Raw genomic sequence first — 25,638 nt, 5'->3', positions numbered from 1 at the left:
ATATGGCGAATACGAAAGAATTAAGTGTTGAGGACAAGTTAAGAGCAATATACGATTTACAGCTTATTGACACCCGAATTGACGAAATCAGAAACGTAAGAGGAGAACTTCCGTTAGAAGTTGAAGATTTAGAAGATGAAGTTGCAGGCTTAAGCACGCGTTCAGAGAAATTGAAAAGTGAACTTGAAGTAGTTGAGGATCTTATCAAAGCAAGAAAAAATGCAATTGATGAGCACAAAGAGGTTATCAAAAAATACACAAAACAACAAGAATCAGTTCGTAATAATAGAGAATTTAATTCTTTGACTAAAGAGGTTGAGTTTCAGGAATTAGAAATTCAATTGGCTGAAAAGCAAATCAAAGAAATGAAAGCTTCTATAGAGCACAAAAAAGAAGTTATTGCTACTTTAAAAGAAAAACTAGATTCAAAAAGTTCTCATTTAAAACATAAAAAATCAGAACTGGATGCAATTATGGCAGAAACTCAAAAAGAAGAAATCTTCTTATCTGAGAAATCTGCAGAGTTTTCAGCATTAATTGAAGACCGTTTATTAGCTGCTTATACAAGAATCAGAACTAGTGTTCGTAATGGTTTAGCTGTTGTATCTATCGAAAGAGGTGCATCTGCAGGGTCATTCTTCACTATTCCTCCACAAACTCAGGTAGAAATTGCTTCCAGAAAGAAAATCATCACTGATGAGCACTCCGGAAGAATTTTAGTTGACAGCGCACTGGCTGAAGAAGAAAAAGAAAAAATGGAACAATTGTTCTCTAAATTCTAAATAACTGTCCCGATCTGATCGGGACTTTTTTTTGCAACTTATTTTTGCCACGGATTAAAAGATTATAAAAGATTTACATCTCACAACATAAGTGATTTTCAATCTGCGCTAATCTTTTTAATCTGTGGCAAAACATTTTTTACCCGGTTTACCAATCATTTTTTTACCTTTAAAAAAAAATACGTTTTGGGACTTAAAAAAGGAATTCGTTTTATTACATTAAAATCGGTCGGATCATACATTAACTTCCTGAGTTATGTTCGCCCGCAAAAAGCTCTTGCACTTTCTTACGCCTTATTTAGCCAGCCAAGGATTGGACGATTAGACAAAGAAAAATTACCCAAAATATTAAAGAACACGGAAACAGAAACGTTTCACCATAACGAGCATCATTTTCAAACCTATATCTGGAAGGGAAATGAAACTAAAATCTTACTCGTTCACGGATGGGAAAGCAATGCATCACGCTGGAAGAAAACCCTGCCTCATCTTCAGCAATCAGGAAGCACGATTATTGCTATTGATGCTCCCGCTCACGGGCAAAGCAGCGGTAAAGAATTTAATGTTCCCCTTTATGCTGAATTCATTAATAAAGCAGTAGAAAAATACCAGCCGACCATAATCATTGGCCATTCTATTGGTGGCGCTGCATGCGTTTACCATCAGTATTTATTTCCAAACACAAGCATTACCAAAATGGTAATTCTGGGTGCGCCTTCCGATCTGAAGACTCTTATCGATAATTACATTTCAATGCTGAGTTTAAATACCAGAATGTTTTCTCTTTTGGAAAGCCGTTTTGCAGATCGTTTCAACTTTAAACTGGAAGATTTTTCAGGAAAGAAATTTGCTTCGGAATTTAATATCCCGGGATTAGTGGCCCACGATACTACAGACAAGATAGTTGCTTTTGAAGAAGGAAAAAAAATCGTCAGTAATTGGAAAAACAGTCAGTTTATAGAAACCAAAGGTTTAGGACACGGAATGCACGATGATGAATTGTATCAGAAAGTGATGGAGTTCTTGTTTTCTAAACAGGCTTCTTAGTTTCAGAGATATAAAGGTTCAAAGGAACAAAGGTTTCTCACTGAACCGCACATCTCTCATTTTCTCATTTCAAACAACAATTTTAAAATACCTGAAAAGCTCTTTTTCTCCTTTTCCGGTAATTTGTATGGCTCTCGAATCCTTTGTTCTTCTTAGCCAGTCATCAGCAATCATTTTATCTAATAAGGAAGCGCCGATTGAACCGGCAATGTGATTTTTTCTTTCGCTCCAGTCCAAACAGGGCTTGAGGAATAATCGCCTTTGCTTTTTTAAATCTTCGAGATTAATTCCGAAATCAGAAAACCACTTTACGCCTTCCGGACTTAATTCAAATTTAGCATCAGAATCCAGGATAATATTTTGTTTCAGTAAACTTTCGGTAACTGCAACACCAATTTTTCCCGCCAGATGATCGTAACAAGTCCGGCAGTTTTTTATGGGCGAATGTTTTTCAGGATTCTTCTTTTGCGGAGTTTCGGGCGGAATCAAACTTGCCATTGCTTCAATCGCATACGCCACTTCCTTATTCGAAAATCTGTAATATTTATGACGCCCTTGTTTTTCTACACAGAGCAAACCCGCATCCAGTAGTTTAGCCAGATGCATGCTGATATTTTGCGGTGAGGTAGAAACGGCAATCGCCAGTTCAGTCGCCGTAAAAGCTTTACCATCAAGTAAAGTCCACATAATGATTGCCCTGACCGGGTCTCCAATTAGCGAAGCTATCTTTATAAACTGATCTTCCATCTTATGCAATCATAGTTAAATCTGTACTGAAGTATTACATCGTAAAGTTAAATAACTTTGTCAAAAACAATTGCACCATGTCCACTTTATTTCTACAGTCCGAAGTCAAAAATCCCTATTCTCTTTATCAGAAAATGATAGCAGAAAATCCTGTTTACTGGGATGAAACCAATAAAATCTGGGCCCTTTATTCTTATGAAGCCTGTACGGAAATATTAAATCATCCCGCTGCGCATATTCCAGCCTTTCTGTCCAACAATGCTCTTAATAAATATGCTTCGATAATCAGCAATAATCTCGCCCGATTGTCCAACGGAATTCAGCATGAAATCGCAAGAGAAACTGCCGTCGTACTTTTTTCATCCATGAAAACGGTTGGAATCAACACTATTTTAGAAGAATTGCTTCCAAAAGAAGTAATTCAGAATCAAATAAACTGGGTGGATTTGGTCTGCAAAAAATTACCCATTTTGACTATTTTAAAAAGTTTTGATTTTAATAAAAAAGACACTCATTTTATCTGTGAAAAAATAGCGCAGCTTGTAAAAATAATGCAACCCCATAAAACAGCAGAAGAAATCGGATTAATCAATAAAGTGTCCGAAGAAATCTATTTGATTACAGAAAGACAACTTTCAACGCTTCCTTTTTATAAAACACTAATTGATAAAATTTCGGTCTCTTACACTATTTCAGCGGAAGAGACGATTTCCATTGGCGTAAGCAATCTAATCGGATTGTTTATCCAGAGTTATGATGCGGGAAGAGGACTTTTAAGTAATTCACTAATACAAATACTTTCAAGAGAAAATCCTTCTAAAAATAAAATGGATAAAGACCTGATACAAAAAATGGTTCTGGAAACCTTACGATTTGATCCGCCCATTCACAATACCAGACGTGTGGCAACGGAAGACATTCAACTAAATAAGATCATCATCAAAAAGAACGATCCAATTTTAATTGTGCTTGCGGCAGCAAATCGTGATCCGCAGCATTTTACAAATGCCGTAAATTTTGATATCGAAAGAAATAACAATCACGAACATCTGACTTTCGGAACCGGCGGACATACGTGTTTGGCCAAACATCTCTCTGTTAATATTACAACCGAAGCTTTGTACTATTTGTTCAGCAGCTTCAATATTGTACTTTCGGGGAATGAAATAGCACACGAACCGCTGATAAATGCCCGATTACCCAAAGCAATCTGGATTTCACTTTATAATTTAAACCAAACAATATGATAGCCGTAATTTTTGAAGTCATCCCAAACGAAGGAAAAAAAGAAGAATATCTTGACCTTGCAGCGAATCTAAGACCTGAACTAGATCACATAGACGGGTTTATTTCTATTGAAAGATTTCAGAGTTTTAACGATCCTGAAAAAGTCCTGTCTTTATCATTCTGGAAAGATGAGGAAAGCATCTTACAATGGCGAAATCTTGAACTGCACCGATCGGCACAAGCCAAAGGACGTGAGAAAGTGTTCAAAGAGTATCATTTGAGGATCGCTACGGTTGTTCGCGATTATGGGATGTTCGATCGCAAAGAAGTGCCGAAAGACAGTTCTGATTTTCATGATTAAGTAAGGTGCAAAGAGACAAAGGTGCAGAGGGACAAAGATTCTGTTTTGAGCTAAAATCTAAGAAGTCCAAAATCTAAAGATCTAAGAAGTCTAAAGATCTAACAAATCTAAATTTTGATTTCAGAGTTTTTAACGATCCTGAAAAAGTACTGTCTTTATCATTCTGGAAAGATGAGGAAAGCATCTTACAATGGCGAAATCTTGAACTGCACCGATCGGCACAAGCCAAAGGACGTGAGAAAGTGTTCAAAGAGTATCATTTGAGGATCGCTACGGTTGTTCGCGATTATGGGATGTTCGATCGCAAAGAAGTGCCGAAAGACAGTTCTGATTTTCATGATTAAGTAAGGTGCAAAGAGACAAAGGTGCGGAGGGACAAAGATTCTGTTTTGAGCTAAAATCTAGGAAGTCCAAAAATCTAAAGATCTAAGAAGTCTAAAGATCTAACAAATCTAAATTTTGACTACTTTTGCAGTATGGAAGAGAATTTAAAACGTCTTAATAAATTTATTGGGGAAACCGGTTATTGCTCCCGTCGTGAAGCCGATAAACTTATCGAAGAAGGGCGTGTCACAATAAATGGAGTTGTACCTGAAATGGGAACGAAAGTTTCATCGCATGATGAAGTACGTATAGACGGAAAATTAATCGTTGAAAAACACGAAAAATTAGTGTATCTGGCTTTCAACAAACCGGTTGGAATCGAGTGCACTACTAATTTAGAAGTAAGAAACAATATTGTAGATTATATCAATTACCCGAAACGTATTTTTCCAATCGGAAGATTGGATAAAGCCAGTGAAGGATTAATTTTTATGACAAATGATGGTGATATCGTTAATAAGATTTTACGCGCCAGAAACAACCACGAAAAAGAGTATACGGTAACGGTAAACAAACCTATTACGGACCGGTTCATAGAACGAATGGGAAATGGTGTTCCGATTCTGGATACGGTTACCCGAAAGTGTAAAGTAGAACAAATTAGTAAATACACGTTCAAAATCATTCTGACACAAGGTTTAAACCGTCAGATTCGTAGAATGACAGAATATTTGGGTTATGATGTAACAGCTTTGAAACGTATCCGAATTATCAATATTTCACTGGATGTGCCTGTTGGCCGCTATCGTGATCTGACTGATGAAGAGATTACGGAATTAAATCTTTTAATTGAGCCCTCCAGTAAAACGGAAGAAGCAAGCTTACCGAAAGCGGAAGCGCCAAAACGAAGAACTGAATTTATTTCAGAACACGATCCAAGATTTAAGAAAAAAGGAGATTATTAGTAATCTCCTTTTTTCTTTTTATAAAAATAGTTATTTCAAAATCCTGAAGTTTTTCACAAAGTCTTTGTATTTATCACTCAGGGTTACTTTATGATTCCCTTTTAAAATAACCAGATTGTCATTTACAATTATTTCTTCGATTTTCGTCGCGTTTACGATGTAGTTACGGTGGGTCTGAAAAAATTTGGTAGAATCTAAAAGCTGGATAATTTTAGTTAACGAAATCAGAATTACAAATTTCTCAACATCGGTTATGATGTTACAGTATCGGTCTTCCACTTCAATGTAAACGATATCCTCGATTCGGACTTTCTTTAAAGCTTTATTTTTTTTGATAAAAAGAGAATCATTACTGATTACGGCATTCTGATCCTCACTGTGAAAAACATTGGTTTGCCCGTAGAATTTCTCGACTGCCATTTCCAGCGCATACAAAATTTCGAGTTCATTAAACGGTTTTAAAAGGAAACTAAAAGGTTTGGTCAGTTTAGCCCTTTCAAAAATCTGACGATCTTTAGAACTGGTTAAAAAAACAAAAGGTTTCAGTCCATTGGGAACAATCGTTATGGTTTCTGCAAAAGTAATTCCGTCCGGCTTTCCATCCAGAAAAACATCAATCACGACAATATCAATTACATTATTATAAAACAATGTCAGCGCTTCATTGTAATTGGTTGCAATGCCAACAATCGTATAATTATTTTCGGTAAGTACTTTTACAAGTGCATCGCTTTCGGCAGCAGTGTCCTCGATAATAAGTACGTTAATATTATTCATGATTTTTAAACTTTTGTAAGGCAATGATTATTTTAGTCCCATTATTTTCTTCGCTTTCTATATCCAGTTTTCCACCGTTTTTATGAATCATGCTTTTGCACAACTGCATCCCCAGACCTGTTCCAATAATATCGTCATTTTTCTTTTTGGAAAGCAAAATAGTCTCTTTGAGTAATTCTTCTTTCGTTGCTGTGCTCATTCCTAATCCGGTGTCTTCAATCACTAAATAACAAAAGTCTTCTGATGAAGCGCGGGAATAAATCGAAATCGTTCCATTTTCATTAGAGAATTTAATTGCATTATCCAGAAAATTCCGAATGATTATTTTGAGCGAATCCAGATCGGCAAATACATAATCTGAAGCAGCCACTTCATTTTTAAAATCGATATTTTTATTTAGCATTAACGGCTTATAATTATACTCCACATGTTGTACAATCGTAGCCAGATGCAATGATTCCTTATAAAAATAGGCTTGCTGGGTTTGCAATAAAGCCCAGTTAAGGAGATTGTCCAATAGATTGTAGGCGCCATTGGCAATTGTACTATTATTGTGAAGCAGGACATCGAGTTCCGTGAAATTTTTATTTTCCAGATTCTCCATTAATTTACCATTACTGGTTTTTAGGGCATTTACTGAAGATCTCAAATCGTGACTCACGATAGAAAACAATTTATCTTTTGTCGCATTTAACTCATCCAGTTCATTTTTCTGCTTTAAGATTATTTTGTTGTTTTTGATTTTTTGCCTGTAAAAATAAACTCCGGTTCCAAACAAAATCAACAATAAAACAGATGAAATAAGGAACCCGTTTCTTTCTGCTACTTTTAGTTTATTCTCGGCTGCAAGAACATTTACTTCTTTCTGTTTTTGTTTTACGGCAAACTTCTTCTCTAAATCGGCTATTGCCCAAACTTTATTCTGGTCGTTTAAGGAATCTTTCCAGGTTTCGAATTCTTTTCTGTACGTTAAGGCTAAAGGAAAGTTTTTTCTGTTTTCCTCTACTACTGCCATATTCAGGGCTGCGGTCCTTTTTAGATTGAAAGAGCTTACTTTTTTGGATAACTGATATGCTTTTTCAAAATAAGGAATTGCCTGATTATCTTTAAATTGTGTATAGTACAAATTAGCGATGTCTATATAAGAGCCTATAAGCATCAAAGTATCTTTTTCCTTTTCCAGCAATTTTGAACCTTTAAACAAATATTCTTCCGATTTATCAAATTTTGCAAGATGTAAATAACACAATCCTATGTTATGCAAAAGGCTGCTTCTGTAAATATTGTAAGATGTGCTTACAGGAAGCTTTTCAATTTCCTGAAAATAGTGTAAAGCCATTTTAAAATCACTTTGCTCCAGCGCAATTTCGCCTAAATTAATTTTAACCTTATAAGAATGCCGAAAATTAGCAGGCACCAGATTAAATTCTTTTTTTGCTTCCTTAAATAACTTTTTTTGTTTAAAACTAACTCCTCTGAAATAATAGCAATAATTTTTAAGTTCAGCGTTTTTAGTAAGACTTAACTCTTTCATGGAATAAACCAAGGTTGAATCCCAATTTTTTTCTGTAAAAAATTTTTGCGCTTTATTAAAATTATGCTCTTCCTTAAATTTTGCAGCTATTGCTTTTATTTCAATAGCAAATAATTTATCATTGTGTAATCTATCCTGAGAGAAGAGAAAAAAAGAATTTAGAAATAATATTGAAACAATGTATAATTTGATTTTAGTCATTATATTTTCTAAAAAATTATATTTCAAAGTGTAAATTGAGGTAAATAAATAAGAGTTAAATCCTATAAATAAAAAATATTTATAGGATTTTTTCAGTTTCAAAAATTACATTTAAGGATGACCAACCCCGGTTCCGGTTCCTGGTAAAACTACAGTTTCTGTTCCTCTGGAGGTTATTGGGTCAATATCCCAGAGAAAAGTCTGAATTGTTCTTATGCTTTCCAGTCCTCCTTCATATGGAATTTCATCAGCATCAAAACTAACTTCATAGATGTAAAAATCATGTCCTACAGTCCCTTTTAAATCGTAGGCAACAAAAAATTGAAGTTGTGCTTTCCCATCTATACTAATGTAACAATTTTGGTAAACACTAAGTTCCAAATTTCTTGATTCTTCGTGAGTTACAAAAATAACGGCTCTAACACTCAATTTATTATTCAGATAGTAGGCTTCCACAACTGGAGAAAAAAGATCTTTTGTAAATTTTTGAGGAAATGAAACTTTTCCTCTTTTAAGATATTCTGCCGGTTTTTTGATAAGTACTCCTGGCGGATCAATTTCTTGGCCAGGTTCAACTAGGGTAATTTTTTCCATGGTATTTGTTTTTGGGTTAAATTTTATTGTTTTTTTATGTTTTTAAGAAATAATTGAATTAATAAACATAAAAAGGTCTTTTTTTCAGAAATCAAATATAGTAAAGATTTTCTTAATAACTTTTATGCCCTTATAATAAGTATATTAATTAACAATTACTTATTAGTCACTTTTATAAAAAACGCAGTAAATACAATCTATTAGAAGAATTACACTTCATTTTTACATCAAAAAAAATCCCATTCAAAAGCAGAATGGGATTTCTAAAAATTATTTTTTCGTACTTATAAATTCATAGTACAAGGCCTTAGATAAAAAAGGTGCTTCCTGATACCTCTGAATTTCTCCTTCTCTGGGATCATCAACAAATAAGGTATCCAGATGGTGGAGTGAAAAATAGGCTCTTCGGGCTTCATCATTAAAATTTAAATCACTCAAGAACCTTGGCTCTACTCCTTTGTTTACCGAAATATTATAGGTCATAATCAAATTTCCCCAATTGACAAAACTGCACAAAAGAACGGTTCCGTAAAAATACCAGACCATCTGGTTGAAAAGATACGCATTGGTTTTTTGATTTTTGATTTTTAAAAAGGCATACACTAATCCAATGATCGCCAGGATCAGAAAAGCATATACGCCCAGTCTTTTATAAGTCAACCCGAAAAATGAAACATATTCTGAGTTTTTAATAATGGTACTTACGATCAAAACTCCGTTTAACAGCAGCCATAATTTAGCCAGTCTTTTCAGGTTTAGTGCTTTTTCATCAAAATTAAATCCTCCTTTAAAATAGAATAAGATTACTCCAACAGCCATCAGTATAGAGAAAATAACCGAATTTACTCTCTCGTGCGTTGCGGCACTTAACTGAGAGGTTTTAATTACTTCAAAAAACTGTTCGTAATTATAGGTCGCGATAAAAATTAAAAGCATAACATTTAAAAGTAACAAGGTGATTTCCCCGCTTTTTCTTTCGAAATCCAAGTCAAGAAAGGAGAATGTATTTTGATTGCTGACCGGGGCTTCAGTATCAAAATCATTATCTAACATCGGATTTTTATCGTAACATACATCGGGAACCCAATAATTCCAGAAAGAAAAGGAAATATAAAATCCCAGTATACTAATCAGAAGGATCTGCACCATATCAATATCTAATCGGTAATCGGTGAAAAGTGAAGAAAAATGGTCGCTTCCAAAAGAATACACTACAAAAAACAGCATTAGAAATACTGCCGGTATCATCACGTAAGCAACAAGTTTTTTAGCAAAGTTATTATTGATTTCCCTTTGAGGAAGCCATTGGCTAAACATGAAAACACGCCCTAATGAAGTAAATGCGTTTAAAAACACAATCGGAAAAACCTGAATCATTTTTAGTTTTGTTTCCTGCGTTTTAAACTGCAAAAAAAGGACAGACATAGCCAAGGCTAAAAAAGAAGCAAAATCCCCGTACCAGGCAAAAGCAAGACAGGAAAGCACCGATGTAACCACCAAAACCAAATGGGAACGGTCTGTAAACCGATCCTGAAAGTAATAACAGATTAAACCGGTTAGCACCAAACCAAAAATAGCGAGATTGACTCCTACTGACTCATTGTAAAAAAGCGGTATAAAAAGAATACTGCAGACTAAGATAAAATGGATTTTTTTCATGATTTAAAAATTTAAAAGTACTTTGTATTTCAAAGCAATTAGATAAAAAATAGCGTTATTAGAATTTCATTAATTTTTCAAGACTGTTTAAATGCTCCTTAAAAGCAGCGCGGCCAAGATCTGTCACCCTATAAGAGGTTTTGGGCTTTTTACCGACAAATTCTTTTTTAACTTCAATATATTGTGCTTTCTCAAGCGCGGAGGAATGACTTGCCAAATTACCATCGGTGATGTTCAAAAGCGTTTTCATTTCAGTGAAGTCAATCCACTCGTTCACAATCAGAATAGACATAATACCTAATCTGACGCGGCTTTCGAAATCTTTATTTAATTTATCAATGATTCCCATTGGTTTATTTGTATTTTTTGAACATGATTAGTCCGTACAGGATATGTAAAATTCCAAAACCAATAATCCAGAAAATCAAACCATAGCCAATGAAAAACAACGAAATACATCCTAAAATAAGCTGGCTGAAACCTAAATATTTCACATCTGAAAAAGTATATTTTTCGGCATTTATCAAGGCTAGTCCATAGAAAATTAAAGTGGTTGGAGCGACTAAAATAAAAATTTTATGGTAAATCAAAGCTAGGCAGAATATCCCGCCAATCACAAGAGGAATAGCCAGGTTGAAAAGCATTTTTTTTGTTGCGGTTGTCCAGATAGGTAAATTGTATTTTTTACTTTTTCGTATTGTAAAAAAGATTCCGAAAATAAAAGCAAAGAGTAAAATGATCAATCCACTGGTAATTAGTTCTGAAACTAAATTACCATCCAGCAGAATATGTTCTCCGTCAAGATAATTTATTCCGTTTATTTTGAATAACTGATAAACATACAATCCGCCAATTAAAGCTGACAATCCGGCAAATACTCCTGAGAGTCCGCTTAGGGATATAAATCTGGAAGAACGCTCCATCATGGAACGAATATGTGATAAGTCTTCTTGGTGCTTCTGATTCATGGCTAAAGTACTTTGTACTGCAAAGTTATGTTTTATTTTGAATTGACAAACAAAATGTGTTTTTATTTTCCATCGCGAAAATTGACCCCCTGAAAATTGTAAGCTTTTCTGAAGAGGGAGTCATCCGGAACCTGAAGTTGCGTGAGGGATAGCAGCAATCCACCGCGGCGGAGCGGATAGCCCGACCGTATTGACTAAAGGCGCTTATATCCGGCACCAATGGAGCGCCTTTAGTCAATACGGTCACGCCCAAATATAAACACAAAAGCCCATTCTGTTGAACGGGCTTTGTTGTGAAATTGCGAAAATATTGATCAGAACCATCTTCTGCGTTTGAATAAAAACACACCAAAAACAGATAAGATAATCGAAACAAAAAGAAGAATCCAGATTCCGTATTTGCTTTCTTCGAGGCCATTCGGGACATTCATTCCATACAAACTGGCGATTAGCGTAGGAATCATTAAGATAATAGAAATAGAGGTCATCTGTTTCATTATATTATTCATATTGTTTGAAATCACCGAGGCGTAGGCATCCATCATTCCGGTCAGAATGTTACTGTAAATATTGGCGGTATCCTGTGCCTGACTTAGTTCGATTTCGACATCTTCCAGCAAATCCAAATCATAGTTTGCTTTGTAAGCTTTTAAGTTTTTTATTCGATGGAATAAAACATCGTTTGCTTTTAATGATGTGATAAAGAATACTAAGCACTTTTCAATTTGCAGCAAGGCCTGTAATTCTTCATTTTTAATGGATTTCTCCAAGTTATCTTCTGCTAATTTAATTTTCTGATTTATCTGTTTCAAATATTTTAAGTACCAGACACTTGACGACAGTAACAATCGCAAAACCAGGTCCGGATTATCTTTGACTTCAATATTTTTACGCTGCGAATAAAGCGCAAAATCAGAGATGACTTCTGTTCTGTAAAATGTGATTATAACACAGATATCGTCTTTAAAAATGATACCCAGCGGGATGGTCTGAAAAGGGAGTTTAACATCATCGCTTTTGATGGGAACGCGCATAATGATTAAGGTCCAGCCGTCTTCGATTTCGATACGTGGTCTTTCGTCAATATCTTCAATATCGTTGTAAAAGGCTTCGGGAATCTGAAGCTCTTTTAATAAATATTCTTTTTCCGCTGCTGTGGGAGCTTCGATCTTAATCCAGCAGTTTGAATTCCATTTTGGGATTTCTACTAATCCGTTTTTGTTTGTGTAAAAGGCTTTCATTTCAAAAATACAGGGTGTTATCACAGCATTTTGAAATTTTCAAAAGCTGTTTTAATTTAATACTAACGAATCATAATCGTCCATTTGGAGAAGTGTTTTTTAAGTGGTGCAAAAGTATCTTTTATTTTTCAGACCCGAAACTTTAAAGTATTAATTATATATTAAAAACGACAAAGCCCGCTCAGGGAACGGGCTTTGTATTATATTTCGAAAGAATTACTTGTTTTTTGCGCTTCTCATTTTGCGTGCTAAAAGTGTATTTTTCAACAACATTGCAATAGTCATTGGTCCTACTCCACCCGGAACAGGTGTAATAAAGGATGCCTTTTTGCTTACTTCATCAAAATCAACATCGCCTTTTATGACATAACCTTTTGCATTTGATGCATCCTCTACACGGGTAATTCCCACATCAATGATTACCACTCCGTCTTTTACCATATCGCCTTTTAAAAATTCAGGAACTCCTAAAGCTGTAATGATAATATCTGCATTTTTAGTGAATTCTGCTAAGTTTTTAGTTCGGCTGTGTGTCAGTGTCACGGTTGAATCACCAGGATTTCCTTTACGGCTCATTAAGATGCTCATCGGGCGTCCTACGATATGACTTCTTCCAATCACTACTGTATGTTTTCCTGCAGTTTCTACTTTGTAACGCTCTAACAATTCCATAATTCCAAATGGCGTTGCCGGAATAAAGCTTTCCATTTCAAGCGCCATTCTGCCAAAGTTTGTCGGGTGAAATCCGTCTACATCTTTATCGGGATCAATTGCCAGTAGGATTTTTTGCTCGTCGATATGTTTTGGTAAAGGCAGCTGAACGATATATCCGTCAAGGTTATCATCTTCATTCAAGGCTGCAATTTTCGCCAATAAATCTGCTTCGGTAATATCCTCAGGTAAAGCTACTAAAGTAGAATCAAAGCCAATTTGCTGACAGGATTTTACTTTACTTCCCACGTACGTCAAACTTGCTCCGTTACTTCCTACGATTACTGCTGCCAAATGGGGTACTTTTCCTCCGGCATCTTTAATCGATTGAACTTCGGCTGCAATTTCGTTTTTGATGTCTTCAGCTGTTTTTTTACCGTCTAGTAGTTGCATTGTTTTTGTTATTTTTTTGTTTCAGGTTTAAAGTTTCAAGTTAAACGAAACTTAATATTTATTGAATTAAAAAAGTTCCAAATTTCAGTCTCAAAACCTGAAACCTGAAACTTGAAACTTTTATTTTATTTTATTTATCTCGGCATTCCGCCTGGCATTCCTTTCATGCCTCCCATCATTTTCATCAGGTTTTTTCCGCCCGGGCCCTGCATCATTTTCATCATCTTGCTCATTTGGTCAAACTGTTTCATCAACTGATTTACCTGCTCGACTTTCGTTCCGGAACCTTTTGCGATTCTGGCTTTTCTTTTCACATCGATTATGGAAGGTTTCGTTCTTTCTATTGGAGTCATCGAATGAATGATCGCTTCAATATGTTTGAAAGCATCGTCTTCGATTTCAACATCTTTCATGGCTTTTGAAGCTCCCGGAATCATTCCAACCAGGTCTTTCATGTTACCCATTTTTTTAACTTGCTGAATCTGTGTCAGGAAATCATCAAAACCAAATTCGTTTTTAGCGATTTTCTTTTGAAGTTTTCTGGCTTCCTCTTCGTCAAATTGTTCCTGTGCTCTTTCAACAAGCGACACCACGTCACCCATACCTAAGATACGTTCGGCCATACGATCCGGATAGAAAACATCAATTGCTTCCATTTTCTCTCCCGTACCTACAAATTTGATTGGTTTGTTTACAACCGATTTAATCGAAATTGCAGCTCCACCACGGGTATCACCATCTAATTTTGTTAAAATAACTCCGTCAAAGTTCAGGATATCATTGAAAGCTTTTGCCGTGTTTACAGCATCTTGTCCTGTCATAGCATCCACAACAAACAAGGTTTCCTGAGGCTCAATTGCTTTATGAACGCGGGCAATTTCATCCATCATTTCCTTATCTACTGCCAAACGTCCGGCTGTATCGACAATAACTACGTTAAAACCGTTTGCCTTAGCATGTTTAATTGCATTTTGGGCAATTTCGACAGGATTTTTATTTTCCGGTTCTGAGTATACCTCAACCCCTATTTGGTCTCCCACAACGTGCAACTGGTTGATCGCGGCAGGACGGTAGATATCACAGGCTACTAAAAGTGGTTTTTTGTTTTTCTTTGTCTTTAAAAAGTTAGCCAGTTTTCCGGAGAAAGTCGTTTTACCGGAACCTTGTAAACCTGACATTAAAATAATACTCGGATTCCCGGAAAGATTAATTCCGGCAACATCGCCACCCATTAATTCCGTTAGTTCATCTTTCACTAACTTTACTAATAACTGACCTGGCTGAAGTGTGGTTAAAACGTCCTGACCTATTGCTTTTTCTTTTACTTTGGTCGTAAAATCTTTCGCAATTTTAAAGTTAACATCGGCATCCAATAAGGCACGACGAACTTCTTTTAAGGTATCGGCAACGTTTACTTCTGTAATTTTCCCGTGTCCTTTTAGTATATGGAACGCTTTATCTAACTTATCACTTAAATTATCAAACATATTATTTTCTTTATTTGAAGTGCAAAGATAATCTAATTAGATATTTCAGGCAATTTTTATTTAGTTGCATTTAACTGCAAGGCACGCAATCCCGATAGCTATCGGAATTGCGCAAAGTTCGCTATGTTTTTTTGCTCGCAAAGCTTTATTGTTTCCCGCAGATATAGCTGATTTTTCTATCCTTACTTTAAAAAATAATCTGCCTAATCTGCTAAATCTGCGAGAAACAAAAAAAACGCAAAGGAAAAACCTTTGCGCCTTTGTAACTTTGCTCCTTTGAACCTTTAAACCTTTTTCGATTAGAACTGAAAATAAATAAAAGGCTGAGAACCTGCGACTGCTGTTGCATAAACAATCCAGTAAACGAAACCTAAAATTATCGCTTTTAACAATAAAGGAGTTCTGTCAAAAGTCCATTTTAATTTTGTGGTGAATATTTCAGGTAAGAAATGCCAAACATAACCGAAAAGCATCAATAAAAACACATTTTTATATCCTAAGACGATTGCTTTCCATTGTTCCGGTTCGAACGTTAACTGACCAATATTATTGATCACCTGTAATGCTGTATCGAAATCTCTTGCACGGAAAAAGATCCAGCAGAAAACCACGAAATGAAATGTAATCACAATAGAGAAGAAAGTCCATAAAACAGACGTTTTGCCTTCTTTTTTGGATGGAAAAAACTCTAAAAATATTTTATGAATCGCTAATGCCAATCCGTGTAAAGCTCCCCAAATAATAAACTGGGCTCCGGCGCCATGCCACAATCCTCCTAAAAGCATTGTCGTAAACAAGTTGAAATTGGTTACGGTGGTCTGATTTCGTTTTTTCGAAAGTAAAAATGTCAAACCAAAAACAACGATGGAACTGCCGGCAATAATTAACGGAATTATACTAACGTTGATATTTGTAATTCCCCAAAGTAATAATCCGAAGAAAAATAAACTCGGGAATAAATAACCTGCGAAAGACCCTTCGCGGTTTCCTCCTATTGAAATATACAGGAAATCCTTTAACCAGGTTGATAACGAAATGTGCCATCTTCTCCAAAAATCAGTAATTGAGGTTGATTTATACGGAGTTCTAAAGTTGGTCGGTAATTTGAATCCCAATAATAAAGCGATTCCGATTGCCATATCTGAATATCCTGAAAAGTCGCAGTAAATCTGAATGGCATATCCGTAGGAAGCCATTAAATTTTCGAATGACGTATAGGTCATCGGAGTGTCAAAAACCCGATCTACGAAGTTTACCGAGATATAATTGGAAATAACGGTTTTCTTGATTAATCCGCCAATAATAAGGAACAAAGCATTATTTACATCTTGTTTCGTAAGATTCAGCTTTTGATAAATCTGCGGAAGAAAATCTTTGGCCCGTACGATTGGTCCCGCCACTAATTGTGGAAAGAAGGAAACGAAGAATAAATATTCGATGTAATTTTTTGTCGGCTTGATTTCTTCACGGTAAATTTCGATGATATAACTCATTGACTGAAACGTGTAAAAAGAAATTCCGACCGGAAGGAAAACATTATGAAGCTCGAAATGACCACTGAACATATCATTGTACGTAACAATCATAAAATTCATGTACTTAAAATAACCCAGTAATCCCAAGTTTAAAATAACGCTTATGATAAGGTAAATTTTCTTTACAGTGTCTTTTTTTTCCCTGTAAATAATCTGGCTAAGGCCATAATCAACTACAGAGGAAAGCAGTAATAATAAAAAGTAAATTCCGCTTGACTTATAATAAAAGAAAAGTGAAAACAGAATAACGTATGTTAATCGCAAATAGAATGTTTTACGCAAAAACGCGTAAACAAAATAGAAAACCAGAAACAATCCAAGGAACAAACCTGTATTGAATAACAACTTTTCTTCGGGATTATATATAAACCAACTTTTAACCTGCTCGATTGTTATTTCACCAAAATGATGAACAAACCAATCATTTATGCTATTACCTGTTATCAACTTACTTTTTAAATTTAAAATTATCGTATGCTCTTAAAAATGCCTCTGTAAAGAGTTTTCCTTGTTTTTCGTATCCTTTTTTAGAATAATGAACGAAGTCCGGACCAATTAATCCTTCTGCTCTTAATGCCCTGACTCCGTTTAAACCTCCAAATTCATCGTATAAATCCCACACTGCAAAATCATTTTTTTCTGCAACGTTATTAATACGTTCTGCATATTCTTTAACGTAAATATTTGGTTTCCTTCCTCTGTGTAGCGAAGGCGGCGGCGTCATGACAATAATGGGAACGTCAATTTTCTGTTCCTTAAGATTACTTATAAATTCCCGTAATTCTCTGATATATGCCGAAGCTTCCATGTTGTCGTAACTTTCATTTGTTCCGAGCGAAAAAATTAACAAATCAGGTTTCAGAGCTTTTAATTGTTCAAAAAATAAAGGATATTTATTATAGTCTGAAAATTTAGCACCATTTACGCCGATTCCGCTGTAGGTTATACCCGGAGTATCTTTCTCGAGAACCAATCCGCTGAGCTCAAATTCTGATGCACTTTTATTAGGGATAAGGTAAATTTTATCTAATGCTTTTTCTGAGTTGTAATAATGTGAAAAAGAGTCAGTCGTAAGATCCAGCGGAACAAATTCAGACGTTTTAATATTTTTTGACCTTGTTTCCTTACTTGGAATTTTTAATGTTCTTCCGGCACGAATATTATTGGACTTTAAACCGTTTATTCTTTTTATTTCAGTAACGGAAACATTGTACTTATCTGCAATTACAGATATCGCTTCTCCTTTTTTAATTTTATGCTTTATTATTTTAGGTTCTGTAGTCTGAACAATATTGGTTTTGGATGCAATAGCCAAATCGAACATATTCTGGTTTTTTGGCGTAATAATATGAATCGAGTTGAATTTATAAGCCGGATCTTTTATATTTAATTGTACTGCAAAACCTCCACTATCTCTCCAAAGTCCAATGCCGCTTAAACCAACCGGTTTATTTTTTACCGGATGTATATTTCGATAACTTTCCCATGTTTTGTTCGAATAAAATCGTTCGTTATAAGAGCCATTCGTTTTTGCCAATTGATACGGAAAAACAAAACCACGACCCGCATTTCCGAACTGCTGCTGTAAAATTTTTCTAATTTTATTGGTCATTAAATCCCCCTGAATATGAGAATCCCCAATATGAACAATATTTATTTTCTGGTTTTTACCAATCTCATTTTCTTTTAATTTTTCGAAAACACTTTCTAATACCTCAGCATTATAAATGTGATTCCCTGTATAAGTTTCAATCGTAGCGGTATCGATTTTACCAATCATATTTTTAAGTATTGGAAGTGAGACTGACTTTTGCGCTTTACTGGTTGCCGACCATAAAAGACAGCAAAAGAAAATAATAAGTTTATTCATTTACACTATCTTTTATCACAGATACGGAATCTGCTTTAGTTTTTCTAACGGGTTTTGGTCGCTCCCCTGTTTCCCGTTTTTCACGCAGTACTTTATATTCTTCGTAACCTTTATTGAGCTGACTGTATAATAAATTCCCAATGGCCTTTGCTCCACGCTGATTAAAGTGTGTGTAGTCTTTATTGGCTCTGGAAGGAGCTTCATCAACCCATTTTACCATTGATCCGTCGCCGCCCATTAAGGTATACAAGTTCACAAAACCTGATTCGGTATCGAGTGCATATCTTTTTTGGGCTTTCATTAAAGGAACTACAGCCGAGTCTGTTTTCATTTCAAGATCATATTTCGTCGATTTATCAGCCGTTGAAACAATCAAGATAGAAACGCCCGGAAAAGATTCTTTTATTTTATTTACTGTCTTTTTCATACCTCTCTGGTACCATGAATAATTTTTGGTTCCGTAATTCAAAACATTGGTTCCGTAATGCAGAATAATCAGATCGTATTTCAGATTGTTATTAAAGGCCTGGATTACGCCTGCATTAAACATTGAAATGGGCAATCCTGAATTTCCCCTTTGCGAAAAGTTGTCTACGTGAACCCCGCTGCCATTATCAAAATTAAACCCGTAAATCGGAATAGAATCCGCCTGCATAAAATTTGCTTTGAATGATTTTATACTTCCTGAAGTTACTTTTAACGTATTAACGAGGTTATTTGGAGAAAGACTTTTTCGTAAGGTGTCTTTGCCGATAATAAAATTCACATTTCCTTTTTTAGAGGATTTCCCATAAAACAAGGTCGGATTATCTAAAGTCGTAGAAAATTTGGTCAGTCCTGCCTCGTATTGTACCCAGGTAGTATTTGCTTTATCGTTTGCAAAAAACACATGTCCGTTTACTCCGAAAGGACTTGTTGGTCTTTTTACATTTAAATAGGATTGTGTTTTCCAGTTTTTGGAAAAAAGTGTTTTTACAGAACCTCTTGAGGCTGAAGATTCAGAAATTATCGAAACAAAACCCACTCCGTTTCCTCCAAACCGTTGCTGATAATTCATTCGCACGTCCTGCACGATTAAGTCACCATCGGTCATAGAATCTCCATAATAGGCGATTCGAACTTTAGACTGCGGATTCTTCTCTAACTGGTACAATTTCTCATAAAAAGAAATCAGGTATTGATATCCTTTATAATTATCGAAAGTTTCAGGCGGGAATTCGATTCCTTCAGAAGCATCAAAGACAATTTTTTCTCCTGCTTCTTTTCTTTCGTCTTCAGAAATACTGTCTTCTTCCTGCGCTAATGAATCATTCGCAACCGACTCTAAGAGCAGACTGTCGATAAGTATGTTTTTGGAATCCAGTTTACCTTCCGAAAAAATTTTATCCGGCAAGATTTGTTTAAATCCAATGAAAGCTATGAATGCTAATGCTACAATTGCAAAAGACTGAAAAAAATAAGATTTTGTATTCACTTAGTACTTATAAATTTTGAAGAGCGGTTTTTAAACCCTGATTTTTAAAATTTCTGTTAATTCCAATAAAAAACATCCGCAAAGATAGGATTAAACGTTAATTTATAATTTTTTTTAACGATTAAAATAAAACAAAAAAAGAGGCCAGATAAATCTAACCTCCTTCAAAAAAAATAAAAAAAACAAAGCTAATGATTCATTGAATTTTAAAGAGAAAACGATCTTGATTTGCGGTTATTGAACCATTATTTTACCCGTTTTACTTCTTTATTTCCCGAAAGGATTTTAATTTTATATAAATAAATTCCTCTTCAGCAATCCTGAAAATAAACTCAAAAAATGAATTCTTTAAGGATGGATTACATTTAAAATGTTGTTGTACTGTTAGCCTGGTATGCGAAATTGAAAGTATAATATGGCGACACAGAAGTTTCTGATGGTGCTGCTGGTGCATCTTTATAATAACTTAAGATTTCGAATTTTGCATATTTACCATCATGTGTTTTTACAACAAATACTTTTCCTGCAATAGGTGAAACTATGTGAGTTGTTGAATTGTAGTTATACCAGCCATTTCCGCTTCCAGTAGTGATAGCAGAAACTTTATCTTTGTCCTGAACAAAAGTAGCAGCTGCAGGAAAAGCAGTTACACTTGCAAATGTACCAGAAACGATACTTACAGCTCCTTGTCCTTTTCTCTCAGGTTCTCCAGTATCTGTAGTACTGATTTTAGCTCCACCATTAACAATAATAGTAGTACCACGGAAAGCGATATCCCAACTGTCATCAGTTACAGTTTTATTTTGAGAAAAACTGAATTTTGTGAATTCGCCCCCAACAGGCTGCCCCTGACCTCCCGTTTGTGGAGCATAGATATTCGATACTTTTGTAGTTACTACTGGAGTTTCTTCAGTTTTATCATCATCACTACTGCAAGATGCCGTAAAAATAAATAATGCCAAAAGCGATAGTTTTAAGAATTTTGTTTTCATTTTGTTAAAGGTGTTTAAAAATTATTAATTAAAAATTGTATTGAATTCGTGCAAAAAGTTGTCTTCCGGCCAGATTGGTAATTTGAGCAGGATTTGTATAATCAAATAAATTAGTAGCACCAGCCTGAAGCATGAACTTGTCTGCAATGTTCTTTGAAATGGATAAATTTGCTGTAAAATAATCCCCAATAAAATTGTCGTACTTATCCAGTATATTATTACCGTTCGTATCAGACATTCCGTATTTGCTTCGATAAAAAACCCGTAAATTGATATCGGTTTTTATTTTCGGAATTGTGTAAGCAATTTTAATATTGGCAGTATGTTTGGATCGATTGTATAATCCGAAATACTCTGATTTTTGAATTTGAACCGTTTGCAAATCTGAATTTCGGATGTATTGATAGTCTTCAAAATTATCAACTACAGATTTATTCTTAGCTATCAGGTATTGATATCCCAATGATACTGTAAATTCCTTGGTGAAATTATAGCTTGAATTATATTCCAGACCGTAAGTAAAAATTTCATCAATATTAAAGTAGCTGAAAATATTCTGACCATTGGTTTTTTGCGCTACAACACCAGTTTCAATCAGGTTATGAATTGAATTATAAAAAACATTTACTTCTAATCTAAATTTGTTTTTTCTGAAATATGTTCCAAAATTAAAATTAACAGAGCTTTCCGCTTCAAGTGGTTTATCAAAATCGACTCCCGGTATTCTGGACAAAAGCTGACCTTGCTCTTCAAATTGATTTAAACGGGCTTCTGCAACATTATAACCCAAAACCGTATATCCGACAGAAGGATTCGTAAAATCAAAAAACAATTGACGGAAATCAGGTGCTTTATAACCATATCCTACAGAACCTTTTAGAGAAAAGTCACTATTAAATTTATAGTTTATTGCCAATTTAGGACTTAACTGAGATGCATATTCACTATGATTATCAAATCTGAATCCTGCCAGGATATTTATTTTTTCGGTTGGATTGTAATCGTATTGCAGAAAGACATATTGCGAATTAAACTTTACATTTTTATCAAAATAAGTTCGGTCCAGAGATTCATAATTAACCCCGACTCCTCCTGTTATTTTATCCTTTTTTAAGGATAAAGTTGTCCTTATTTCAGGTCGAAAAAGCCATTGATCGTAATATGAATTTTCAAAGAGCACGTTATTTTCATCTTTTAAAAAAGCATCATTTTTATAATTGGTAGCGTACAATTCATATTCTGTATACAATCTATTCCATGTATGCTGCAGTTTAATTTGAGAATTCCACTCATTTTCTTTTGCATCACCTTTATAACCTTCAGAATCAATGATTGCTCTGTTATCCATTTTTTGATTGTAAAAACGGTTACTCACTGTTAATTTAACATTATCAGAAAAATCATAATACAGTTTTGGCTGAATTGTGGTATTATAGTAGCTTTCAACATTCTTCAATGGAGTGCTTTTGTCTAAATCATATCCATCAGAGGAAAAGAAATTGGCAAATATATTGGCTGCAAATTTCTTCTTTTTCCAAAGCAGGTTGGCATTTGCATCATTTGTGTTGAAGGTTGCATATCTGTAAGAGAGGCTACCTCCTAACATATCTTTTGTGGGTCTTTTTGTGATAACATTTATTACTCCCCCCATCGCTTCTGAACCATATAAAGCTGATGATGCTCCTTTTACTATTTCAATTCGCTCTATATTTCCAACAGAAACCCTTGATAAATCTAAAACTCCTGAACTTCTTCCAACAAGCGGAACGCCGTCAATAAGGATCATGGTATAGGCTGCATCTAAACCCTGCATCTGAATACCTTCGAAACCACTCTGATCCGGTATTAAAATAATTCCCGTTTGCTCGTTTAGAATTTCGTTTAGTCTTGTAACCCCTGTTTTTGCAATTGTCTCCGCTGTGATGACCGTCATCGGCAATGGTAAAGTCGAAAGCCGTCTTTCTGTTCTTGTCCCTGTAATAACCAATTCAGATAATTCTTCTTTCGAATTAACGGTGTCTTTTTGCGTTTCCTGCGCTGAAATATGAACTGCAAATGCAACTATCGCAAAAAGGGTAATTTTTATTTTCATTATTTTTATTGAGTCTTAATAATGACGCAAATATAGAAACTATTTTTATTTATTCTAAATAAAAAACATATATTTGCCAAAAAATTTAAAACCAAAATAATAAGTTATGATTACAAAAAGCCTCTATTTTTCAGCCGTTATGGCTTTGACTTGCAGCCTTGGTTTCAGTCAGGACAAAAAACAACAAGACATCAAGTCAATTAAATCTATGTGTGGTTGTTATGAAGTGAAGTTTAATTTTGCAGAAACTTTTCAATATGCTAAGGATTCAGCAACTTACAAACCTTCTCAGACTAAACATGAATCTGCTTTAGAATGGGTTGAACTTTTAGAAGACACTCCAAACAAAATCGTGATGCAACACTTATTAATTGTAAGTGATGATATGATTATCAAACACTGGAGACAAGACTGGTTGTATGAAAATACAGAGCTGTATTCATTTGATAAAAACAATTCCTGGAAATATAAAAAGCTGGATCCAAAAGCCGTAAAAGGACAATGGACTCAAAAAGTATTTCAGGTAGACGATAGTCCAAGATATGAAGGATCTTCAACGTGGGTTCACGTGGACGGAGAAAACTACTGGTCAAATGTGGCTGATGCACCTCTTCCCAGAAGAGAGCAGACCAAACGTAATGATTATAATGTTTTAAAAAGAAGAAACATTCACGAAATCACTGCTACCGGATGGAACCATGAACAGGACAATGCTAAACTAATCAGAGATGATAACGGGAAAGACGTTTTGTTAGCAGAGGAAAAAGGATTTGACGTTTACACAAAAGTTCCGGATAGCAAATGTATTGCCGGTCAGAAATGGTGGAAAGAAAATAATGCCTTGTGGAAAAATGTTCGTGATAAATGGCAGACTCTTTTTGACAGACATAAAGACTTAAACTTAGAAGCAAAAGTGGATAGAAAAGCCCTTTACTCTTTATTATTTGATTTAAAACCAAACGCTACAAAAGCAGAAAGTGATGCTATAATCGACAAGTTCGTAAAATAAAAATGTTTGTGTTAGTTGTAAAAAGCCGATAGTTTCAGGACTATTGGCTTTTTTTATAAACAAAAAACCGTTTAAAAATTAATTTAAACGGTTTCCCCTTTTTCAGTTATACTAAAAGCTTACTAATTCAAAATAGTTAAAAATGAATAAAGGGTTTATTGTATGATTAGAATCTATTTTGATTCTAATACTTATCCCAAAATAATTTGGTTGTCATTTTATCGCCTCCAATTGCAGCTGAAGCAGCAGTATAATTCACTCCGTTTGTAGAGGAAGCCAGGTGGGAATAAACCATTCTCACAGGGACTTTTTTCTCAGCAGCATCTACAGCAGTAGATGGTGCCTGAAGTTTTGGAAAATCAAGTCTTCTATATGCTGTCCAGGCCTCAAATCCTCTGTTGTAATATGCAATCCACATTTGATATGCGATTCTTTCTTTAGCATTACTTCCTATTGCAGTAGTGAAAGCGACATTAGGTTGTGCAAGATAAGCTGCAACGTTTGCATCTGCGACACCCCAATATTTCATGCTTGCAGTAATACCATTATTGTAATGCGTGGCAGTAGGACCAACAGCCCATCCTCTGTTAGCTGCATCGGCTAACAAAAAAGATGTTTCTGCATAATCAAAAAGATCTCCTTTGAAATTGATTTCTTTTAAGGTCGTATTGAATAAAGAGATCGTTTCAATATCAGCTTTAAAACCATACGGTGCACCCACGTATACACCTCCTTTTTTAGAAGCTGGATCAAAGTAGAAATCTCTTCTGGGATCCTTAAGATCATTTAAGACATCTGCGAATAAGCCCGATATAGCAAAATCTGCCCTACTTTTAAAATCTTCGTAGTTTGGATTGAAATGTGGTTTAGCAGACGTGTATTGAAAAATAGCATTGTCAGCATTGCTTGTCATTGCACCCGAATTGTAAGCACTTTCAACCAAAGTTTTAGCAAGAACCGCATCTACATCTGATAATTGCATTCCTAATCTAATTTGAATAGAATTTCCGTATTTCTTCCACTTGGCAACATCTCCTCCGTAAATTAAATCCGCTTTACCAAAGCTCTCGTGAGTAGTGTTTAATTTGCTTATAGCATTAGTTAAGCGTGTTGCCAAATCTTTGTAAATGGTAAGTCCATCATCGTATTTTGGCAGCCAGTTATCTGGCTTTACCGCTTCAAAATAAGGCACATTACCGTAAAGATCCACCAGAGTCTGAAATACCTGAACAATCTGAATTTCAAGAATTGCAATTTTGTTTTGTTTTACTGCAATTGCCTTAGCATCTAATACGGGGGCGTTGGCGATTTTATTCTGGGCATCGATTAAGTCTTTCAGCACATCCCTGTAAAGTAATTGCCAGTTTGAATTTCCTAACGAGCGGGCAGCCATCTCATATCTGGATTCATCCGGGTAAGCAATCGCTGACCATTGCTGTACATACAATCTGAAATTATTTCTATTGGCAGATGCATTGTTTAAAAAAATAGCATATTGCTCCTGTGCAGAAGTCATAAGCGCTTCCGGAACAGGTGTAACATATGCTTTAGTATCCTCGTTTAAACCCTCGAGATTATCACAGGAATTTAAACTTACTCCCAGGATTTCAAAAAATATAGAGTATTTTAATTTTTTCATTTTTTTGAT

Annotated in this window: 22 protein-coding genes and 1 pseudogene; 7 read left to right on the top strand and 16 right to left on the bottom strand. The window is 35.0% G+C overall.

Features of this window, described 5'->3' with window-relative positions; genetic code table 11:
- Positions 1 to 2: 2 nt before the first annotated feature.
- Entirely contained in the window at positions 3 to 782 is a 780-nt protein-coding gene (locus EV142_RS13950) for a zinc ribbon domain-containing protein (RefSeq protein ID WP_132036477.1), read from the top strand.
- Positions 783 to 968: 186 nt separating this feature from the next.
- Positions 969 to 1,829 (top strand): alpha/beta fold hydrolase, encoded by an 861-nt coding sequence (locus EV142_RS13945; RefSeq protein ID WP_132036476.1) that lies wholly within the window; start codon positions 969 to 971, stop codon positions 1,827 to 1,829.
- Between the two features lie 69 nt (positions 1,830 to 1,898).
- Here the strand turns inward: EV142_RS13945 and EV142_RS13940 are convergent, their stop codons facing one another.
- Positions 1,899 to 2,576: an ArsR/SmtB family transcription factor gene (locus tag EV142_RS13940; RefSeq protein WP_132036475.1), complete on the bottom strand. Its 678-nt coding sequence runs from the start codon at positions 2,574 to 2,576 to the stop codon at positions 1,899 to 1,901.
- 77 nt (positions 2,577 to 2,653) lie between these two features.
- Here EV142_RS13940 and EV142_RS13935 point away from each other — a divergent pair, with 77 nt between their 5' ends.
- The 4 genes and pseudogenes from EV142_RS13935 to rluF all read left to right on the top strand — a co-directional run bounded on the left by EV142_RS13935 (position 2,654) and on the right by rluF (position 5,453).
- On the top strand, positions 2,654 to 3,823 hold the full coding sequence (locus EV142_RS13935; protein ID WP_132036474.1) for a cytochrome P450: 1,170 nt from the start codon (positions 2,654 to 2,656) through the stop codon (positions 3,821 to 3,823).
- On the top strand, positions 3,820 to 4,164 hold the full coding sequence (locus EV142_RS13930) for an antibiotic biosynthesis monooxygenase family protein (protein ID WP_132036473.1): 345 nt from the start codon (positions 3,820 to 3,822) through the stop codon (positions 4,162 to 4,164). Before EV142_RS13935 ends, EV142_RS13930 begins: the two co-directional genes overlap by 4 nt.
- A gap of 143 nt (positions 4,165 to 4,307) precedes the next feature.
- Positions 4,308 to 4,508: pseudogene (locus EV142_RS24690) on the top strand (antibiotic biosynthesis monooxygenase family protein); the annotation flags it as partial.
- A 132-nt stretch (positions 4,509 to 4,640) separates the two neighbouring features.
- Complete coding sequence (rluF, locus tag EV142_RS13920; protein WP_132036472.1) at positions 4,641 to 5,453, top strand: 23S rRNA pseudouridine(2604) synthase RluF; 813 nt, start codon at positions 4,641 to 4,643, stop codon at positions 5,451 to 5,453.
- A 30-nt stretch (positions 5,454 to 5,483) separates the two neighbouring features.
- Here the strand turns inward: rluF and EV142_RS13915 are convergent, their stop codons facing one another.
- The 14 genes from EV142_RS13915 to EV142_RS13850 all read right to left on the bottom strand — a co-directional run bounded on the left by EV142_RS13915 (position 5,484) and on the right by EV142_RS13850 (position 22,981).
- Positions 5,484 to 6,230, bottom strand: a complete 747-nt coding sequence (locus EV142_RS13915; RefSeq protein ID WP_132036471.1) for a LytR/AlgR family response regulator transcription factor — start codon at positions 6,228 to 6,230, stop codon at positions 5,484 to 5,486.
- Positions 6,223 to 7,965: a tetratricopeptide repeat-containing sensor histidine kinase gene (locus EV142_RS13910; protein WP_132036470.1), complete on the bottom strand. Its 1,743-nt coding sequence runs from the start codon at positions 7,963 to 7,965 to the stop codon at positions 6,223 to 6,225. Before EV142_RS13910 ends, EV142_RS13915 begins: the two co-directional genes overlap by 8 nt.
- 111 nt (positions 7,966 to 8,076) lie before the next feature.
- A complete protein-coding gene (locus EV142_RS13905) occupies positions 8,077 to 8,559 on the bottom strand; it encodes a hypothetical protein (protein ID WP_132036469.1) in 483 nt (160 codons plus the stop codon).
- A gap of 270 nt (positions 8,560 to 8,829) precedes the next feature.
- Entirely contained in the window at positions 8,830 to 10,218 is a 1,389-nt protein-coding gene (locus EV142_RS13900) for a DUF4153 domain-containing protein (protein WP_132036468.1), read from the bottom strand.
- Positions 10,219 to 10,276: 58 nt separating this feature from the next.
- Positions 10,277 to 10,567, bottom strand: a complete 291-nt coding sequence (locus tag EV142_RS13895) for a winged helix-turn-helix domain-containing protein (protein WP_127338408.1) — start codon at positions 10,565 to 10,567, stop codon at positions 10,277 to 10,279.
- Between the two features lie 4 nt (positions 10,568 to 10,571).
- Positions 10,572 to 11,186: a hypothetical protein gene (locus tag EV142_RS13890; protein WP_132036467.1), complete on the bottom strand. Its 615-nt coding sequence runs from the start codon at positions 11,184 to 11,186 to the stop codon at positions 10,572 to 10,574.
- A gap of 314 nt (positions 11,187 to 11,500) precedes the next feature.
- Positions 11,501 to 12,451 carry a magnesium transporter CorA family protein gene (locus EV142_RS13885; protein ID WP_244606816.1) on the bottom strand — a complete coding sequence of 317 codons (951 nt, stop codon included), beginning with the start codon at positions 12,449 to 12,451 and terminating at the stop codon, positions 11,501 to 11,503.
- Positions 12,452 to 12,643: 192 nt separating this feature from the next.
- Complete coding sequence (locus EV142_RS13880; protein WP_132036466.1) at positions 12,644 to 13,531, bottom strand: bifunctional 5,10-methylenetetrahydrofolate dehydrogenase/5,10-methenyltetrahydrofolate cyclohydrolase; 888 nt, start codon at positions 13,529 to 13,531, stop codon at positions 12,644 to 12,646.
- A gap of 134 nt (positions 13,532 to 13,665) precedes the next feature.
- The gene (gene ffh / locus EV142_RS13875; protein ID WP_132036465.1) at positions 13,666 to 15,018 is read right to left on the bottom strand and encodes a signal recognition particle protein; all 1,353 of its coding nucleotides are present in this window, start codon (positions 15,016 to 15,018) and stop codon (positions 13,666 to 13,668) included.
- 299 nt (positions 15,019 to 15,317) lie between these two features.
- Positions 15,318 to 17,000 (bottom strand): MBOAT family O-acyltransferase, encoded by a 1,683-nt coding sequence (locus EV142_RS13870; RefSeq protein WP_132036464.1) that lies wholly within the window; start codon positions 16,998 to 17,000, stop codon positions 15,318 to 15,320.
- 1 nt (position 17,001) lies between these two features.
- Positions 17,002 to 18,423 (bottom strand): GDSL-type esterase/lipase family protein, encoded by a 1,422-nt coding sequence (locus tag EV142_RS13865; RefSeq protein WP_132036463.1) that lies wholly within the window; start codon positions 18,421 to 18,423, stop codon positions 17,002 to 17,004.
- The gene (locus tag EV142_RS13860; RefSeq protein ID WP_132036462.1) at positions 18,416 to 19,897 is read right to left on the bottom strand and encodes an SGNH/GDSL hydrolase family protein; all 1,482 of its coding nucleotides are present in this window, start codon (positions 19,895 to 19,897) and stop codon (positions 18,416 to 18,418) included. The genes EV142_RS13865 and EV142_RS13860 overlap by 8 nt, the downstream gene beginning before the upstream one ends.
- A 365-nt stretch (positions 19,898 to 20,262) precedes the next feature.
- Positions 20,263 to 20,889, bottom strand: a complete 627-nt coding sequence (locus EV142_RS13855) for an HmuY family protein (RefSeq protein WP_132036461.1) — start codon at positions 20,887 to 20,889, stop codon at positions 20,263 to 20,265.
- Positions 20,890 to 20,917: 28 nt separating this feature from the next.
- Positions 20,918 to 22,981: a TonB-dependent receptor plug domain-containing protein gene (locus EV142_RS13850; protein WP_132036460.1), complete on the bottom strand. Its 2,064-nt coding sequence runs from the start codon at positions 22,979 to 22,981 to the stop codon at positions 20,918 to 20,920.
- Positions 22,982 to 23,087: 106 nt separating this feature from the next.
- Here EV142_RS13850 and EV142_RS13845 point away from each other — a divergent pair, with 106 nt between their 5' ends.
- Positions 23,088 to 23,990 (top strand): DUF6607 family protein, encoded by a 903-nt coding sequence (locus EV142_RS13845; protein WP_132036459.1) that lies wholly within the window; start codon positions 23,088 to 23,090, stop codon positions 23,988 to 23,990.
- A 184-nt stretch (positions 23,991 to 24,174) separates the two neighbouring features.
- Here the strand turns inward: EV142_RS13845 and EV142_RS13840 are convergent, their stop codons facing one another.
- Positions 24,175 to 25,629, bottom strand: a complete 1,455-nt coding sequence (locus EV142_RS13840; protein WP_132036458.1) for a SusD/RagB family nutrient-binding outer membrane lipoprotein — start codon at positions 25,627 to 25,629, stop codon at positions 24,175 to 24,177.
- Positions 25,630 to 25,638: the final 9 nt, after the last annotated feature.

The sequence above is a fragment of the Flavobacterium circumlabens genome, assembly GCF_004345565.1.
In the GTDB taxonomy this organism is placed as follows: Bacteria; Bacteroidota; Bacteroidia; order Flavobacteriales; family Flavobacteriaceae; genus Flavobacterium; species Flavobacterium circumlabens.
Note: the sequence above shows the minus strand (reverse complement) of the source record. Positions and strands in the feature narration are given on the sequence as shown.